Raw genomic sequence first — 15290 nt, forward strand, 5'->3', positions numbered from 1 at the left:
GTTGGGCATCCGCGACCAGCTGGGAAAGGACCTGTCCGGCCTCGACACCGAGGGCGGCGGCCTGCAGACCGTCACCGCCGAGGTCATCGACGTCACCGAGGCCGGCACCGTGAACATCCACATGATGGGCGCGGACATCTACAACGTCGCCTGCACGGACGCCTACCGCAACCGCAAGGCCGGAGACACGGTCGCTGTGCGCCGCGGCGCCGTCCCCGTCGTCCTGTGGCGCCTCGGCGACGACCCGGCGGAGACCGAGCAGGCGAACGTCGAGCAGATCGCCCAGCAGGCCGCCCAGGACGCCCAGGTGGTCCGCGCGGCCACCTACGGCACCGGCGCCCCCTCGGGCACCGGCTGGCAGGCGGCCACGGCGGTCTACATGCGCAAGGTCGACGGCCGCCTGGAGGTCTATTTCCAGGTCGCCGACGCCTCCGACCCTTCCCCCGGCACGCCCTCCGTCCCAGCCCCCAAGCCGGTCACGGTCAGCCCCACGGACTCCGGCACCTGGCGCAGCGGCCGCCCGGACGAGTACGCCTCCGCCCCCACACAGGGCGACTGGACCGGCCGCGGCAACCGGCGCGGAGCGTGGTTCTACGGCAGCCGCATCAGCGACGCCTGCTCCGGCAAGACCGTGGCGAAGATGACCGTGGCCTTCACCCGCAAGACCGGATCCGGCGTCAACGCCAAGCGGCCACTGCACCTCTACCTCCACGCGCACGCCTCGGCCCCCTCAGGCCAGCTGAACCTCGGCAACGGCCCCGAGGACCTGCTGCGCCTGTCCGCCGGCGCCAAGGGCACGGCCACGCTGCCCAAGTCCTGGGTCACCGCCCTGGCGTCCGGGGCGGCCAAAGGCCTGGCCATCTACGCCTCCGGACGGACCGACTACATGTCCGTCACCGGCGGCCGCATCACCATCACGTTCTCCTAGGAGGCCCCCTTTGGCGACCATCGGATACGCCCAACTGCCCATCCCGGGCGGCGGCGACAGCCCCACCACACCCGGACACCTCGCCGAACTGGCGGCGGCCATCGACCCCCACCTGTGGCAGCACGTCACCAACCTGGCCGACCGCGACACCCGCCTGTCCGAGGCCCCCGTGCAGACCGTCGCCCTGGCCCCCGACGGCACAACCTGGGTGAAGATCAGCGCCACGACGAACACCTGGGTGACGCACTGGGAACCCCTGCAGGCCTGGCAACCCCTGACCCTGGCCGCCGGATACGAGTCCGGGCAGACCCTGGCCGAGGGCCGCATCGACCGCGGACAGGTCCACCTCCGGGGCACGATCCAGCGCACCGACGGACAGCTGATCTCCGCCAACGGCGTGAAGCTGGCCACCGTCCCCACCGCGATGATCCCCAAGCAGATCGCTCGATGCGCCGCGCCCGCCTCCATGACCGGCGACGCGATGACCGGCACCTGCCGCCTTGAGGTCTACAGCCCGGACCAGGACGCCAACTCCCTCGGCGGCCGCGGCTCCGTCATCGCCTGGTCCCAGGACGGCCAGCAGGACGGCGGCACGCCTGGCCTGATGTGGATCGACATCTCCGGCTCCTACTGGCTCGACTGAGAGGACGGCAATGCCCCTCTACACCTTCGGCGGCACGCCGTCCGACGTCCTGACCGACGACCAGGGCAACGTGATCCCCGACTACCCCCTGGTGGTCCGCGCGGCCGGCACCGGCGCGGAAGTCACCGCGCTGTTCGAGGCGGACGGCACCACCCCCATCGCGCAGCTGCGCTCCAACCCGTCCAGCTCCCCCGCGCCCGGGGCCATCCGCACCTTCAAGGCCGCCGACGTCTCGGAGATCGAATACGAGTACCTCGGGCCCGGCGGCACCCCGCTTCGCTGGTACCAGGTCGGGCGCGAGGTCGCCTCCGGTGCGCGCGACGCCGCCGCCCAGGCCCTCGCCGAGGCGAACACCAAGCTGGACGCGCAGACCACAGACCCCCAGACCGTGGCCGGTCCGGTGGACTTCAGCTCCCCGATCAGCGCCCCCAACCTCGGCGACCAGAGTGCGGCCCGCTGGTTCGTCGTCACCGGCGCCACCGGTGACGGCGTCGCCGACGACCGGGCCGCCATCCAGGCCCAGTTGAACGCAGCACGCGACGCCGGCGGCGGCATCGTGTTCCTGCCGCCCGGCAAGACCTACGGCATCTCCACGTTCCTGGTCGTCTACAGCGACACCACGATCTGGGCCTACGGAGCCACCCTGAAGGCCATCGGCAACAGCGGCATCCTGCGGAATTTCCAGAGCACGGACCTCTTCGCCGGGTACACCGGCCGCTCCCGCATCCGCGTCCTGGGCGGCACCTGGGACGGCAACGCCGCCGACGCCGGAGTCGGCACGGTGACCGCCGAGACGAACATCATGAACTTCGTCCACTGCCAGGACATCACCGTGCGGGACGCGGTCCTGATGAACGTCAGCACCGCCCACGCCCTGGAGTTCAACGCCTGCGACGGCGGCCGCGCCCTGAACTGCCGCTTCCTCGGCTTCAAGGACAACAGCTCCGGCGGCACCCGCGGCTTCTCCGAGGCCGTCCAGGTCGACATGTCCAAGAGCGGCAGCAGCAGCATCGGCGACTTCGACAACACCCCGGCCCGCAACATCCTGGTCGAGGGCTGCTACTTCGGCCCCTCCACCCGACTCGGCGCGTTCGGCCGCGCCGTCGGCTCCCACACCCTCGCCGCCGGCGTCACCTACGACAACATCCAGGTCCTGGACAACCGCATCGACGGCACCCTTCAGGAGGGCATCCACCCCTACGGCTGGAAGCGCGCCGTCATCTCCCGCAACGTGATCACGGGAACGGGCAAGAGCGGCATCCTGGCCACCCTCACCGACCCGGCCACGACCTCGGTCGCACCGTATGGGATGGACGTCTCGGACAACATCATCGACGGGTGCGGCGACGACTCCGGTATCCGCGTCATCTCCTACGCCGCCTACAAGTACCCGGGCGTGAACATCACCGGCAACGTCATCCGTTCGGTCACCGGCAACGGCATCCACGCCGAGCACTGCCAGGCCCCGAACATCACCGGCAACCGCGTTGAGTCGACGACATCCACGGGCATCTACGCCCACTACAGCGACGGCACCACCCTCGCCGGGAACACGGCCCGAGCCGTCGGCAGCAACGGCCTCAACGTCTCCGGCACGGCCGGCGCCAGCATCACCGGGAACGTGGTCGACGGCACCAGCAGCAACTTCGGCATCTTCGTCGGCCAAGGCTCGGACGGCTCGACGAACAGCACGGACACCGTCGTGGTGGGCAACCAGATCACCGCTCCCGCCAGCTCCGGCATCCGCCTGTCGACGAACGCCACCGGCTGCCTCGTCACCGGCAACAAGGTCCGCAAGGGCACCGGGGCGGCCACCAGCGCCCTGTCCATGGCCGCCTCGGCGACCAGCTGCAGCGTGCTGGACAACGACTTCTCCGGCAACGGCTGGAACGCCTCAGCAGCCATGAGCGTGTCAACGGCGGCCCCCGTCACCGGCCCCGGCGGCATGACCGCCCTGCCCGGGTCGAACGCCGTGGACGGGGACCTGACGCCAGTCCCTGCGCTCGAGGCCGCCATGTCGCCGGCCGGACGGTACGAGACGACGTCACGGCTGCGCTGCGGCACCGCCTCCACCCCGGTCAGCGGCGCCCTGTACCTGGTGCCGATCTGGCTGCCCAAGGGCCTGGTCATCTCCAGCATCAGCTTCACCTCGGGCGGCACCGCGGCCGCGTCGCCGACGAACCAGTGGTTCACGCTGCACAACAGCAGCAGGGTGGCGCTGGCCCGCACGGCGGACGCGACGACGGCGGCCTGGGCGTCGAACACGACCAAGACGCTGGCGATCGCGCAGACCACCGCAGGGTCGGCGACGTCGTACACCACGACGTACAGCGGCCTGCACTACCTGGGCTTCATGGTCGCCGCCACCACCGTGCCGAACATCGTGGGCGAGGGGTCGTTGCCCGCCGGCCTCGCCAACACCAGCCCTGGGTTCGGGCCGACGAACAGCGGCCAGACCACCCCGCCCACCGTCACCGGCGGGGCGTTCACGGCCGCAGCGTTCGCCGGCGCCGGAATCCTCGCCCACGGCTACGTCGCCTGACAGCCGTCCACCCCACGCCCCGCACCGACCGGTCGGGGCTTTTCTCATGTCTGGAGGCCCAATGGCCTGGTTCAAGGACGCGGTCCGCCTGGAGCTGCTCCCCGAGGCCCACGACCAGCCGACCATCCGCCCCACGCAGATGATCTTTCACAGCATCGTCGCGCCGTGGGACGAGCACCGCCTGTACGCCTACTGGAAGAACTCGACGTCCCTGGAGTCGCACTTCGGTGTCGACTTCGACGGGTCGCTCGGCCAGTACCTGTCCACCACCACCCGCGCCGACGCCAACTACCAGGCCAACCGCAGAGCGGACGGCACCGGCGCCATCAGCGCCGAGACCGCCTCCAACACGCAGGCCTCCGACCCGTGGACCGACGAGCAACTGGAGACGCTCACCGACCTCGGCGTCTGGGCCCACCGCACCCACGCCATCCCGCTGAAGGCGTGCAGCAGCGGATCCGCCGGCGGCTTCGGCATCCACCGCATGTTCCCGCAGTGGTCGCCGTCCGGCACCAAGTGCCCCGGCGACAAGCGCGCCGCCCAGTTCCGCGCCGAGCTGCTGCCCGCCATCGTCGCCCGCGCAGGCAAGCCCGCCGCCCCGGCGCCCGCCCCGTCGAAGCGGCCGGTCGTCTCTCTGGCGCACATCCAGGCCGCGCAGCGCCGTGACCCGGGCCTGCCGCAGGGCGGCACCACCTACCGGGCCGAAGGGCTGATCGTCGAGACCGCGCTGTACAAGGCCGGGCTGCTGGCCAAGCGGTGGGTCGACGGCTCCCTCGGCTCCAGGACCCGGCCGGCCGTGTCCGAGTGGCAGGAGCGGTGCGGCTTCCGCGGCCGCAAGCCCGGCCAGGCCGCCGACGGCTACTTCGGCCGGGAATCACTCACTCGCCTGGGCTCCGCCTACGGCTTCACTGTGAAGGACTGACCCATGAGAATCTCCAGCATCGCCAAGGCCATCGTGTCCGGTATCGCTGCAGGGTCCGCGGCGCTCGTCACCGCCGCGCAGGACGGCACGATCACCACCGGCGAGGGCGTCACCGTCGCCCTGGCCGTCCTCGGCGCCTGGGGCATCACCTACGCCGTGCCCAACCGGCCGACGACTACCCCTCCGCGCGACCTGTAGGGAGCCACCTTGGACGCCACCACCATCGGCGCGATCCTCGCGTTCGCTGGGGTCCTGTCCGGCAGCGTGGTGGCGTACCTCGGCAAGCGAGGCGAGAACGCCCTCACCGGCTATACGAACCTCACCGGCACCCTGCAAAAGGAACGGGACCGGCTCGACGCCAAGGTGACCGAGCTGCACAAGGAACTGGCCGAGCAGTCCAGCCTGCGCGCCGCCGACCAGGCGGAGATTACTCGGCTACGCGGCATCATCATCTCTCTCGGAGGACAACCGTGACCCGGACAGAGCGGGCCCTGGCCCGCCGCTGGCGCCCCGTAGCGCTGCTGTGCTGGCTGGTCGCCCTGTCCGGCGCGGTCGTCATCATCTGGGGACGCATCGACGCCGAGGCGACCGCACGCCAGCACGCCACTGCCGAGGCAAGAGAAGCGGTCGCCGAGGCGAACCGCAGGGGCGACGCCGTGTCGACACTCGCCGGCGACGTGCGCGCATTGCGCGCGCAGGTACGGAGCGAGGGCGAACAGCCCGTAGCCCCAGACCCGTCCGACGCCATCAAGGACCTGCCCGCGCGGGCCGAGGTACCGGTACCGATCCCTGGCCAGAAGGGGGACCCGGGCGAGCCCGGCCGCCCGGGCAAGGACGGCGCACCTGGTACCCCAGGGGAGGACGGCAGCGACGGCGCCCCAGGCGAGCCAGGCGCCGCCGGCGAACCCGGCCAAGACGGCGCGCAGGGACCGATGGGACCAGAAGGACCGCAAGGCCCCCAGGGCGAACAGGGACCACCCGGCGAGCGAGGCCCGCAAGGCGAGCAGGGACCTCGCGGTGAGCAGGGCCCGCCCGGGCCGGACTGCCCCGACGGGTACAGCCTCCAAGCCCCGTCGTGGGACCCCGACGCCTTGGTCTGCCGACGGAACGGTGCCCCTGACCCCGAGCCCTCCCCCTCCAGCTCGGGCCTGCTCGCAGTGGGCCTCGATCCCTACCGCCGCCAGTACCCGTGACCCGTCTGGGCGTACTCCGCTGGCGCAGCCGTGACAGGCTGGTCAGGCTGTATGTGCGGGGCTTACCGGCTCTCTCAGTCGCCAGCCGGCAAGCCCCTGGTGCCGCCGCTGACCTGCGCACCCAGCGGCGGCACCTTCCGCCCTACAAAACAGCCCCCTGCACGGCCCTACGCGGGCCGTGCAGGGGGCGTTTCGTCATGCCGTCAGCTCGGATCGGGGTCCTGGCCGTAGACCGCCACCCACCGGTCCCCGCGCATGACGACGTCCGCCGTCTCCACCGGCCGACCCGACTCCTGGTCGTAGTAGGTCCGCTCGATCGCGAGCACGGGCCCGGGCGGCGTCATGCCGAGCGCCTGCGCCTCGGCGCGCGTGGCCATACGGGCACGGACCCGCTCGACCGGGTCGCCGACCTCAATTCCGAGGACCCGCATCCGCGCAGCCACCCCGACGCCGGCGTACGGCCCGACCTCGGGCAGCGCGATCAGTGACTGGCCGGTGAGGGCGAGCGGCTCCCACGACTCGGCCAGTTGCACCGGCCGGTCGTCGGCGAGGTACACGTACGAGGTGTGCATTACTGCGTCGCCGGGCTCGATGCCGAGCCGGACGGCCACCGTCTCCGTGGCCTGTTCGGTAGTGGACTCGTGCCGCCACGTCCCCACCGCGCCCTGCTCGGCCGCGCCCTGCGCGAACGGCGAGTCCTCCGACCGGCGCCGGTGGCGGCGGACGAGGAGCTCGGGAGTGTCGGTGCCGCGAACGTAGTGGCCGGCGCCGTGCCGGGACACGACCAGGCCGTCGTCGACGAGGAGCCGGTACGCCCGGGTGGCCACGCTGTTGCTGCCGCCGTACTGCTGGATCAGCTCGGCGACGGATGGGAGTCGGGTGCCTGGGGCCAGCTCGCCGGACTCGATGCGGGCGCGCAGTTCCTCCGCGACGCGCAGGTACAGCGGTGTGTCCGTCACCGTCCGCCTCCCTTCCGTGTGACTTGCGTGACAGAGTAGTGGGCCGGTCGCTACTCTCGTACGAGAGTCAGTCTCTCGCACGAGAGCGGGGATGTCCTGTGTCTATCAGCCTGCGAGCAGCGGCTTTGCGCACCGCGCTAGAGCGCGCGCTGGGCGAGCCGGTGCACCTGCTCGCCACCCGGCGAGGCACACGCATGTACGCCGACGCGCCGGACCGGTGCGACCCCGCGTGGCCGCGGGTCCTTGAGGCACTCCGCAGCGCGGATGTCTGGGGGAGTACCGACGCGAACGGCGCCCCCGAGATATGGGCCCAAGTGGACGAGGGGTAGCCGATGGACATAGACGACAAAGGCATGGTCTTACAGGCCCTGCAACTGCCCAGCCTCGACGGCCTCACCGAGGACCAAGTCCGCGGCGCCGCCTGCGTCTGGTGCAACGTGCCCCTCCCCGTGGACGCCGTGGACCTCGGCCCGCAACGCAAGAAGCGCCTCGACGGGGAGTACAACTGGTTCCCCCGCGGCTGCCCGAAGTGCGTCGGCGAGCAAGCATTCATCGCCCTGTTCGACCACGCGCAGACGGGCGTGTGCGTGACATGTGAGAGCCGCTCGGACTGCCCGTTCGCCGTGGAGGTGCGCCGCCTGATGCGCGAGGGCTGGCGATGGTCCGCGCCCGCAACGGCCACGCAGGAAGGGGGCCGGTGAGTATGAAGGTCCAGATGGGGATGCCGCTTGTCCAACCGGAGCCGGTGACCGGCTGCCGCGAGTGCGGCCAGCTCGCCCGCGAGCGGGAAGAAGCGAGGATGGCGGGCGACGTGTCGCGGGTGTCCGACTGCAACGTCCGCATCCGTCGCCACCCTCATAAGCCAGACCGCAGGTCGTAGATTCCAGACTCCCGTCTCTGGCGCGTGCGCCGGCCGCGCCAGCGGCGGGACCGAGCGGCCCGCCCCGGAAGGCTCCCCCCGCGGGGCGGGCCGCTCACCCAGCAAGGTCGCCGACCGAGGTGTCCAGGGTGTCCGCCAGCAGCACCAAGTCGTCCAGGTTCGGAACGCGCTGTCCGTACTCCCATCGGTGGATCGTCCGGTGGTCACGGCCGATGCGAGCGCCGAGCTCCATCTGTGTGAGGTTCGCCGCCAGTCGCGCCTCGCGGATGCGTATCCCGACCTCCCGGCGTCGGGCGAGGACCCAGTCAGGCAGCGGATCGAGTGGCACCCCGCCAACGCTGTAACGATCTTTCCCTCTTGTCTTTGCCTGTCAGGGCAAATTGAATGATCTTGTTGTGGGTGGGAACGGGCTCCATGAATCCGGTGCCGCGCCCCCCACACGCTGGCCCTCGTCACCGTCGCCCGCCAGGCGCTGGTGACGAGACAAGCCTGCCGACGGCGTTGGGGTCGCAGAGCGGCTCCGGAGAGGACGCCAGAGGCAGGAGGGTGGTCGCCCCTGAGGGCGACCACCCGCTCCCCATAGGGGAGTTGCGCGGCCCCCAGCTGGGACCCCCGACCCGGCTGGGGGCCGCCGCGCGTTCGGCGTGATCGCTGGACTCTCGGGCCAGCTACGGGCCAGCTAACGATCATGACGCCTGGTCAAAACGGACAGGACCCCAGCTCATTCCCGCACTGAGCTGGGGTCCAACCTGTAGGCCCTGTGGGACTCGAACCCACAACCAATGGATTAAAAGTCCACTGCTCTGCCAATTGAGCTAAGGGCCCAGGCGATGTTGCCTACCCGAGCATAGCCGGAGGAAGCCGCGTCTCCGATCGGGTATCGGGACGCGGCCGCGCCGGGTCGGCCGAAAGGCCGTGCCCTGCCTCCCCGAGCCTTGCCCGGAACGGCCCTTCGTACCCCTGCCGGCGGCCGGCCGCGATCTTCGTGCGGTCGACGAAGGAACGGGCCGGCCCTGTCCCGGGCCGGCACGTCGCCGAAGCCGTCCTCCCCGCCATGGTCGCGGCGCACTGCCTCACCGCCCGGACAGGGTCACCTTCCCGGACAGGGTCAGTGCCGCGCCCTGCCCGTCGGCGGGCTGCGCGGTGAGCGTCCAGGCGTACGTCCCGTTCGCCGCGGACGCCCCGGCGGAGGTCCTGCCGTCCCACACGGCGTTCAGCGCCGTTCCGCTGGTCCGGCCGCCGGTGAGCGTGCGCACGGTCGTACCGTTCGCCGTGCTCTTCAGCGTCAGCTTCCAGGAGGCGGCCGGCCTCGACAGCTGCCAGGACGCCTTCCAGCCGTCCGCCGCCTTGAAGGCGGTGGGTGTGGAGGCCGAGGCCGCGGCCAGCGGCGAGGCGGGCACTCCGCTCGCCACGACGTGGACGACGTTCTCCTGGTCGACGTACGCCAGGCCGCCGCCGAAGCGGTCCACGGCCCAGGTGCGGCGCCGGCTGTCGCTGCCGTCCGTCGGCATGGGGATGCCCAGGTCGCGGGTGACGGCCGTGCCGCCGCTCTGGAACTCGGTCAGCCGCAGGGTGGCGCCCGTGTAGCGCTGGTTGACGAAGTAGCCGTCGCCGAGCAGACCGCCCCGGCCGGCGGGCAGCGCGATCTTCTCGCCGGTGGTGAGGTCGACCACACCGTGCTGGCGGAACTGCTCGCACGTCCAGTACAGCCACCGCCCGGCACTCTGCAGCTCGACGGGGACGCAGGGCGCACCCGTGTCGACGGTGCCGGTCTGCCTGCCGGTCGCGAGGTCCTTGCGGGCGACGGTGCCCGGCGTCGCCGTGGCCGCGTACAGCGTGCCGCCCCAGACGGTCGCGCCCGTCTGCGCCCGCTGGTCGACGACCGTGCCGGTGTCCAGGTCGACGACGATGGTCTTCCCGTCCGTCACGGGCATCCCGGGCACCGTCGGCCGGCCGCTCTGGTAGACGGCGTACCGCCCGGAGGAGTCCGTCAGCCACCCGTCGACGTCACCGGTCAGCGCCCGGTCCGCCTGGTCGGGGCCGCGCCGGCCCACGACCTCGACCTGCGACCGGCCGGTCTCGTGGTTGCGGACCTGGTAGACGGTGCGCCCGTCACCGCTGCCGAGGAGCCGGGTGCAGAGGTGCTGCCCGCAGACCGTGTGGTCGTACGACCGTCCGCTCTCCCGCCCCGCCCACACCGGGGCGGACACGGCGGCGGGGCCGACGGTGCGGTGGTAGAAGCCGGCGCCCTGCGGGCCGTCCTTCTCGACGGTGGAGAGCGTGCCCGCGCTCAGCGCGAGCGCGTCGACGCCCGCGGCCACCGGGGCGACGCGCCGCAGTTTCTCCAGGCGCGGCAGGCCGTCCGCGCCGACGGTCGCCTTCTGCAGATGCCAGTCCACGGAGGAGGTCCCGCCGATCACCGCGACGCCACCGCCCGCGACCTGCACGGCCTCCTTGTCGGCCTTCTCCAGCAGCGTGCGCCGCTGCTGTCCGTCGGACGACACGGCGACCAGGGCGCGCTTCAGCGCCGCGTCCGTGCCGTCGGCCCGGGTGAAGGCGAGCAGCCAGCCGTCCAGCAGCCCGAGCTTCGAGCGGTCCAGGTCGGCCGGGAAGGGGAACACCTGCTCGGGCGCTGCCAGATCGGCGCGTGAGCGGACGTGCGCGAGGCCGTCGGTGTCGACCCACGCCAGCGTCTCCCCGGCGACCACGACGGAGGTGTCCCAGCCGGTCGCGGCCGGGACGGACCGCAGTGTCCCGGTGCTGAGGTCGATCAACCCCAGCCGGTCGAACCGCCCGGACTCGGCCTGCTCGGCGGATGTGGCGAACCGTACGACCGCCTCGTCCGCGTCTCCCGCGACGAGCCGGGCGTACTGCAGGTCCGCTCCCTGCGGCCAGCCCGTGACGGGCACCTTGGCGTCGGCGGCCGGACGGTCCGCGGGCAGCACGTACCAGCCCTCGACCGTGAGCACCGGCGAGCCGCCCTCCTCGTTCCGCGCCTGGTCGCGGACCAGAACGGAGGAGCCGACCAGGCCTGTGAAGGAGTCCTCGGACGGGATGTCGAGCCGGTGCGAGCCGCCGTCAGCCATGCTGCGGATGTCGATCCGGCCCAGGTGGTGGTGGGCGACGTAGTCCGACTCCGCGCCGAACTCGCCGAAGGCGGCGTCCTCGTTGTTGCCGTGCCCGAGCAGGGTGGTCGTCTCCCCGGTGTCGAGCCGGGTCCACTGGAACTCCTGTCCGGAGTGCGGGTCCGCGTCCTCGGGCGCGTGGGCGAACCCGGTCGCGCCGAAGGAGCCCAGCGAGTCCTCGCGGGGCACGGTACGCCAGTTGGGCGTGACGTCCAGCCGGGCGGGCGCTTCCGCGGCGGCGGCCGGCGCGGCCAGGAGCGGGGTGAGCCCGAGGGTCAGCACGAGCACACCGGCGGCGGCCGTGGCGCGGCGGACGGACCCGCGGGAAGCGGATCCGCGTGAGACGGGTCCGCGTAAGACGGATCTGCGGTGTGCGGAGGTCAGGTGGACGGGTCGCATCAGAGGTACCCCCGGGAAACGTGAACGCATGGTGACCGGGAGTCGGTTGCCCCCGCCGCCGTGCGCGACCACGTCGTTCCCCCTCGGCGCGCACCCCCATGCATGGTCAAGGGATGTTAACAACGGCCATTGATGTGAAGGAAGCGAAAAAGAGAGCGATTGCTCCCGCCACGGGACGCCGGTGCCGGGACGCACGGCGCAGGAGCCCGGGACGCAGGAGCGACGCGGGAGCCCGGAGCGCCGGAACGCCGGAAGGGCCCGTACGACCTGAGTCGTGCGGGCCCTTCCGGGATCAGTCGGAGGCGTCAGCCGTTGCGCTTCCAGCGCGGCTTGTCCTCGCGGCGGCCGAAGGAGCCGCCGCCGCGGTGGTCGTCACGGCGGCCGTAGGGACGCTCGTGGCCGCCGGTGCGGAAGCCGGGGCGGTCGCCCTGGCGGTCGCGGTTGAACGGACGGTCGCTGCCGCGGTGCCCACCGCGCTCGTCCCGGCGGAAGCCGCCACGGTCGCGGTCGCGGTTGAACCCGCCCCGCTCGTCGCGCCGTTCGAAGGGACGGCCGCCACGGTCACGGTCGAAGGAACGCCCGCCGCGGTCGCCCCGGTCACCCCGGTCGTCGCGACGGAAGCCGGCACGGTCACCGCCGCGGTCGTCCCGGCGGAAGCCCCGGTCGTTGTCGCGGCGCTCGTAGCCGCGGTCACGGTCGAAGGAACGCCCGCCGCGGTCGCCCCGGTCACCCCGGTCGTCACGGCGGAAGCCGCCACGGTCGCCGTCCCGGCGGTCGGCACCACGGTCCCGGTCACGGTCGCGGTTGAACCCGCCGCGCTCGTCGCGCCGTTCGAAGGAACGGCCGCCACGGTCACGGTCGGCGTACCGGTCACGGCCGAAGCCGCCCCGCTCGTCCCGCCGCTCGTCCCGCCGGTCGTACGAAGGCTTCGTGCGCTCCTCGCGGTCGCCCGACTCGACGTCCTGCGCGGTCGGCTGCGCCGGCACCGAGACCTCGACGCCGGCCCCGGCCTCCACGGACTCGGCGGACTCGGCGGCCACGGCCTCGGGAACCTCGCCCCGCTCCCGCGCGACCCGGGCAAGCAGCCGGTCGGCCTCCTCGCGCAGTTCGGTCGCGCGCCGCTGGGCACGCTCCAGCTCCTTGGTGAGCTGGGCGACCTCGCGCTCGGCCTGCTGCGCCGCGTTGCCCACGGACTCGGCCTGGACCTCGGTCATCGACCGGGCGCCGGTGATCTCGGCGACCTCCGGGTCGAAGGCGCCGACGCCCTGGATGATGTGGCGCGTGGCGTCGACGCCCGCGTCCTCCATCAGCCGGAAGATCTGGCGCCGCTGGTGCGGCAGGGAGAGGGAGACCACCGTGCCGGTGCGGCCGGCACGCGCCGTCCGTCCGGCGCGGTGCAGGTAGTCCTTGTGGTCGCCGGCCGGGTCGACGTTCAGGACGAGGTCGATGCCGTCGACGTGGATGCCGCGCGCGGCGACGTCCGTCGCGACGAGGACGTTGACATACCCGTCCTTGAAGTCGGCCAGCGTCCGGGTGCGGGCGCCCTGGGTCATGCCGCCGTGCAGCGCGTCGGCCTTCACACCGGCCTCGCGCAACTGGTCGGCGACACGGTCGGCGCCCAGCTGGGTGCGGACGAAGATGATGGTGCGGCCCTTGCGGGAGGCGATGGCCGCGGTGACCGGCGCCTTGTCCTTGGGCTTCACGATGAGGATGTGGTGCGACATGGTCGTCACCGCGCCCTGCGCCGCGTCGACCTCGTGCGAGACGGGGTCGTTGAGGTAGCGGTCGACGAGGGTCTTGATCTCGTTCTCCATGGTCGCGGAGAACAGCATCCGCTGGCCGCCCGACGGGACCTGGTCGAGCAGCTCGGTGACCTCGGGCAGGAAGCCCAGGTCGGACATCTGGTCGGCCTCGTCGAGGACGGCGATCTCCACGTTCTCCAGGGAGCAGGCGCCGCGGTTGATGATGTCGCGCAGCCGGCCCGGGGTGGCGACCAGCACGTCGACGCCCTTCTCCAGGGCGTAGATCTGGTTGCCCATGGAGGTGCCGCCGCAGACGACCTTCATCTTCAGGCCGAGGACGTCGCCGTACGGCTGGAGCGCGTCGGCGACCTGCATGGCGAGCTCACGGGTCGGCGTGAGGATGACGGCCCGCGGCTTGTGCTTCTCGGTGCGGCCGCCGGCCAGCGTGGCCAGGGTCGGCAGGCCGAAGGAGAGGGTCTTGCCGGAGCCGGTGCGGCCACGGCCGAGGATGTCCTTGCCGGCCAGGGCGTCCGGGATGGTCGCGGCCTGGATCGGGAAGGGGGTGGTCACGCCGTTCTGCGCGAGCTTGCGCACGACGCCCTCGGGCAGCCCGAGGTCCGCGAAGGTGAGCTCGGCGGCCTGGGGGATGTCCTCGGTGCTCTCGGGCACGACGACGTGATCAGTACTGGCGATGGACATGCGAATGCGAAACCTTCCGGAGTCGTCTCGTCGGCACGCGCCCGTCAACTCCGTGATTCGCGATTCGCAATACGACCGCCTCGATGCGGTCCACCACGGCAAGGGAGAGTACGCGCCACACGGCGCGCTCTGCGTTGGCGCCGGGCAAATGGGATCAAACGATCTGCCACCATACGCACCCCGGGCCCCCGAAGGCAAACCGGGCGGCAGATGAGGCGTACGACAGCAGAAGGACAGTGTCCCACACCAACGCGGCGGCCCGGGCGCCTATTCCTACGCCGGTGCCCCCGCCTGCGGTGCCGGCTCCCGGTGGGCCGGCTACGGCCCCGGCGGCTCGTTGGCCGAGGACGACGGCTCGGGCACCGTCGGCTCCGGGGTGGCGGACGGCTCAGGGGGTGTGGGCGTGGGCTCCGGTTCGGCCGTCCGGGTGGGGCTCGGCGGGGCGGGCCGCTCGGGGGTCGGCCCGGCGGGCTCGCCCGGCTTGTCGTCCGCCGGTGCGGTTCCGCTCGCCACGGCGGACGGCGTCGCCCCGGGGGCCGGCGGCTTCCTCTTGCGGTCCTTGCCCTTGCGGTCCTTGCCCTTCCCCTTGCCGGGCCCGTCCTCGCCGTCCGCCGCCGCGTCGTACCCGGCGCCGCCGCCCGACACCGCCGACCCGCCGTCGGGCGCCTTGCCGCCCTGCTGCCCGGCGGAGTGCGGCGACCTGGCGCTCCCGCCCGCGCCGTCGTGGCCGACGCTCATGCAACCGGCGGCAGCGGCGACGGCCACGACCGTGGCGGCCAGGCGAGCGGGTACGTTCAAGGGGCGCACGGGGCCACCTCCGGGGCGAGTGACGAGTCGACGTGCCCAACTCCCGCCGCCCGCAAGAGGACACGCGCCCCGCCTCGGCGGCTGCTCAGCCGTACCCGAGTGCGTGCAGCCGCGCGTCGTCGATGCCGAAGTGGTGCGCGATCTCGTGCACCACGGTGATCTCCGTCTCGGCGACGACGTCCTCCCGCGACGCGCACATCCTCAGCGTCGGCCCCCGGTAGATGGTGATGCGGTCCGGCAGCACACCGGCGTACCACTCGCCACGCTCGGTCAGCGGGGTCCCCTCGTACAGCCCGAGCAGCTCGGGATCGTCCGCCGGGGGTTCGTCCTCGACGAACACCGCGACGTTGTCCATCAGTCGCGTCAGCTCCGGCGGAATCCGGTCGAGCGCCTCGGCGACCAGCTCCTCGAACTCCTCGCGCGTCATCTCCAGCACAGTCCCATTGTCGGG

The 15290-nt window shown here is 72.2% G+C and carries 14 protein-coding genes and 1 tRNA gene; 8 read left to right on the forward strand and 7 right to left on the reverse strand.

Annotation, left to right across the window (positions count from 1 at the left end):
- Position 1 precedes the first annotated feature (1 nt).
- The 7 genes from ACFPZJ_RS08170 to ACFPZJ_RS08200 all read left to right on the forward strand — a co-directional run bounded on the left by ACFPZJ_RS08170 (position 2) and on the right by ACFPZJ_RS08200 (position 6228).
- Positions 2-928 carry a hypothetical protein gene (locus tag ACFPZJ_RS08170; protein WP_381019125.1) on the forward strand — a complete coding sequence of 309 codons (927 nt, stop codon included), beginning with the start codon at positions 2-4 and terminating at the stop codon, positions 926-928.
- A gap of 10 nt (positions 929-938) precedes the next feature.
- The gene (locus ACFPZJ_RS08175) at positions 939-1571 is read left to right on the forward strand and encodes a hypothetical protein (RefSeq protein WP_381019127.1); all 633 of its coding nucleotides are present in this window, start codon (positions 939-941) and stop codon (positions 1569-1571) included.
- A gap of 10 nt (positions 1572-1581) precedes the next feature.
- Entirely contained in the window at positions 1582-4113 is a 2532-nt protein-coding gene (locus tag ACFPZJ_RS08180; RefSeq protein WP_381019129.1) for a right-handed parallel beta-helix repeat-containing protein, read from the forward strand.
- Positions 4114-4174: 61 nt separating this feature from the next.
- Positions 4175-5035 (forward strand): peptidoglycan recognition protein family protein, encoded by an 861-nt coding sequence (locus ACFPZJ_RS08185; RefSeq protein WP_381019130.1) that lies wholly within the window; start codon positions 4175-4177, stop codon positions 5033-5035.
- Positions 5036-5038: 3 nt separating this feature from the next.
- Positions 5039-5233: a hypothetical protein gene (locus ACFPZJ_RS08190; RefSeq protein ID WP_381019132.1), complete on the forward strand. Its 195-nt coding sequence runs from the start codon at positions 5039-5041 to the stop codon at positions 5231-5233.
- Between the two features lie 9 nt (positions 5234-5242).
- On the forward strand, positions 5243-5509 hold the full coding sequence (locus ACFPZJ_RS08195; protein ID WP_381019133.1) for a hypothetical protein: 267 nt from the start codon (positions 5243-5245) through the stop codon (positions 5507-5509).
- Positions 5506-6228, forward strand: coding sequence for a collagen-like domain-containing protein (locus ACFPZJ_RS08200; RefSeq protein ID WP_381019135.1), 723 nt, complete (start codon positions 5506-5508; stop codon positions 6226-6228). Before ACFPZJ_RS08195 ends, ACFPZJ_RS08200 begins: the two co-directional genes overlap by 4 nt.
- 203 nt (positions 6229-6431) lie before the next feature.
- On the opposite strand, the gene ACFPZJ_RS08205 is transcribed toward ACFPZJ_RS08200, so the two are convergent.
- On the reverse strand, positions 6432-7187 hold the full coding sequence (locus ACFPZJ_RS08205) for a GntR family transcriptional regulator (RefSeq protein WP_381019137.1): 756 nt from the start codon (positions 7185-7187) through the stop codon (positions 6432-6434).
- Positions 7188-7519: 332 nt separating this feature from the next.
- On the opposite strand from ACFPZJ_RS08205, the gene ACFPZJ_RS08210 reads away from it, so the two are divergent.
- Positions 7520-7888 carry a hypothetical protein gene (locus ACFPZJ_RS08210; RefSeq protein WP_381019139.1) on the forward strand — a complete coding sequence of 123 codons (369 nt, stop codon included), beginning with the start codon at positions 7520-7522 and terminating at the stop codon, positions 7886-7888.
- A 273-nt stretch (positions 7889-8161) separates the two neighbouring features.
- On the opposite strand, the gene ACFPZJ_RS08215 is transcribed toward ACFPZJ_RS08210, so the two are convergent.
- From ACFPZJ_RS08215 to ACFPZJ_RS08240, 6 genes are all read right to left on the reverse strand, one after another.
- On the reverse strand, positions 8162-8395 hold the full coding sequence (locus ACFPZJ_RS08215) for a helix-turn-helix domain-containing protein (RefSeq protein WP_381019141.1): 234 nt from the start codon (positions 8393-8395) through the stop codon (positions 8162-8164).
- 424 nt (positions 8396-8819) lie between these two features.
- Positions 8820-8892 (reverse strand) — tRNA-Lys (locus ACFPZJ_RS08220).
- A 248-nt stretch (positions 8893-9140) separates the two neighbouring features.
- Positions 9141-11474: a FlgD immunoglobulin-like domain containing protein gene (locus ACFPZJ_RS08225; RefSeq protein WP_381019143.1), complete on the reverse strand. Its 2334-nt coding sequence runs from the start codon at positions 11472-11474 to the stop codon at positions 9141-9143.
- A 422-nt stretch (positions 11475-11896) separates the two neighbouring features.
- Positions 11897-14032: a DEAD/DEAH box helicase gene (locus ACFPZJ_RS08230; protein ID WP_381019145.1), complete on the reverse strand. Its 2136-nt coding sequence runs from the start codon at positions 14030-14032 to the stop codon at positions 11897-11899.
- Positions 14033-14350: 318 nt separating this feature from the next.
- A complete protein-coding gene (locus ACFPZJ_RS08235) occupies positions 14351-14839 on the reverse strand; it encodes a hypothetical protein (RefSeq protein WP_381019147.1) in 489 nt (162 codons plus the stop codon).
- An 85-nt stretch (positions 14840-14924) separates the two neighbouring features.
- Positions 14925-15275: a metallopeptidase family protein gene (locus ACFPZJ_RS08240; protein WP_381019148.1), complete on the reverse strand. Its 351-nt coding sequence runs from the start codon at positions 15273-15275 to the stop codon at positions 14925-14927.
- Positions 15276-15290 lie beyond the last annotated feature (15 nt).

This window comes from Streptomyces bullii (assembly GCF_042657145.1).
Classification (GTDB): Bacteria; Actinomycetota; Actinomycetes; order Streptomycetales; family Streptomycetaceae; genus Streptomyces; species Streptomyces bullii.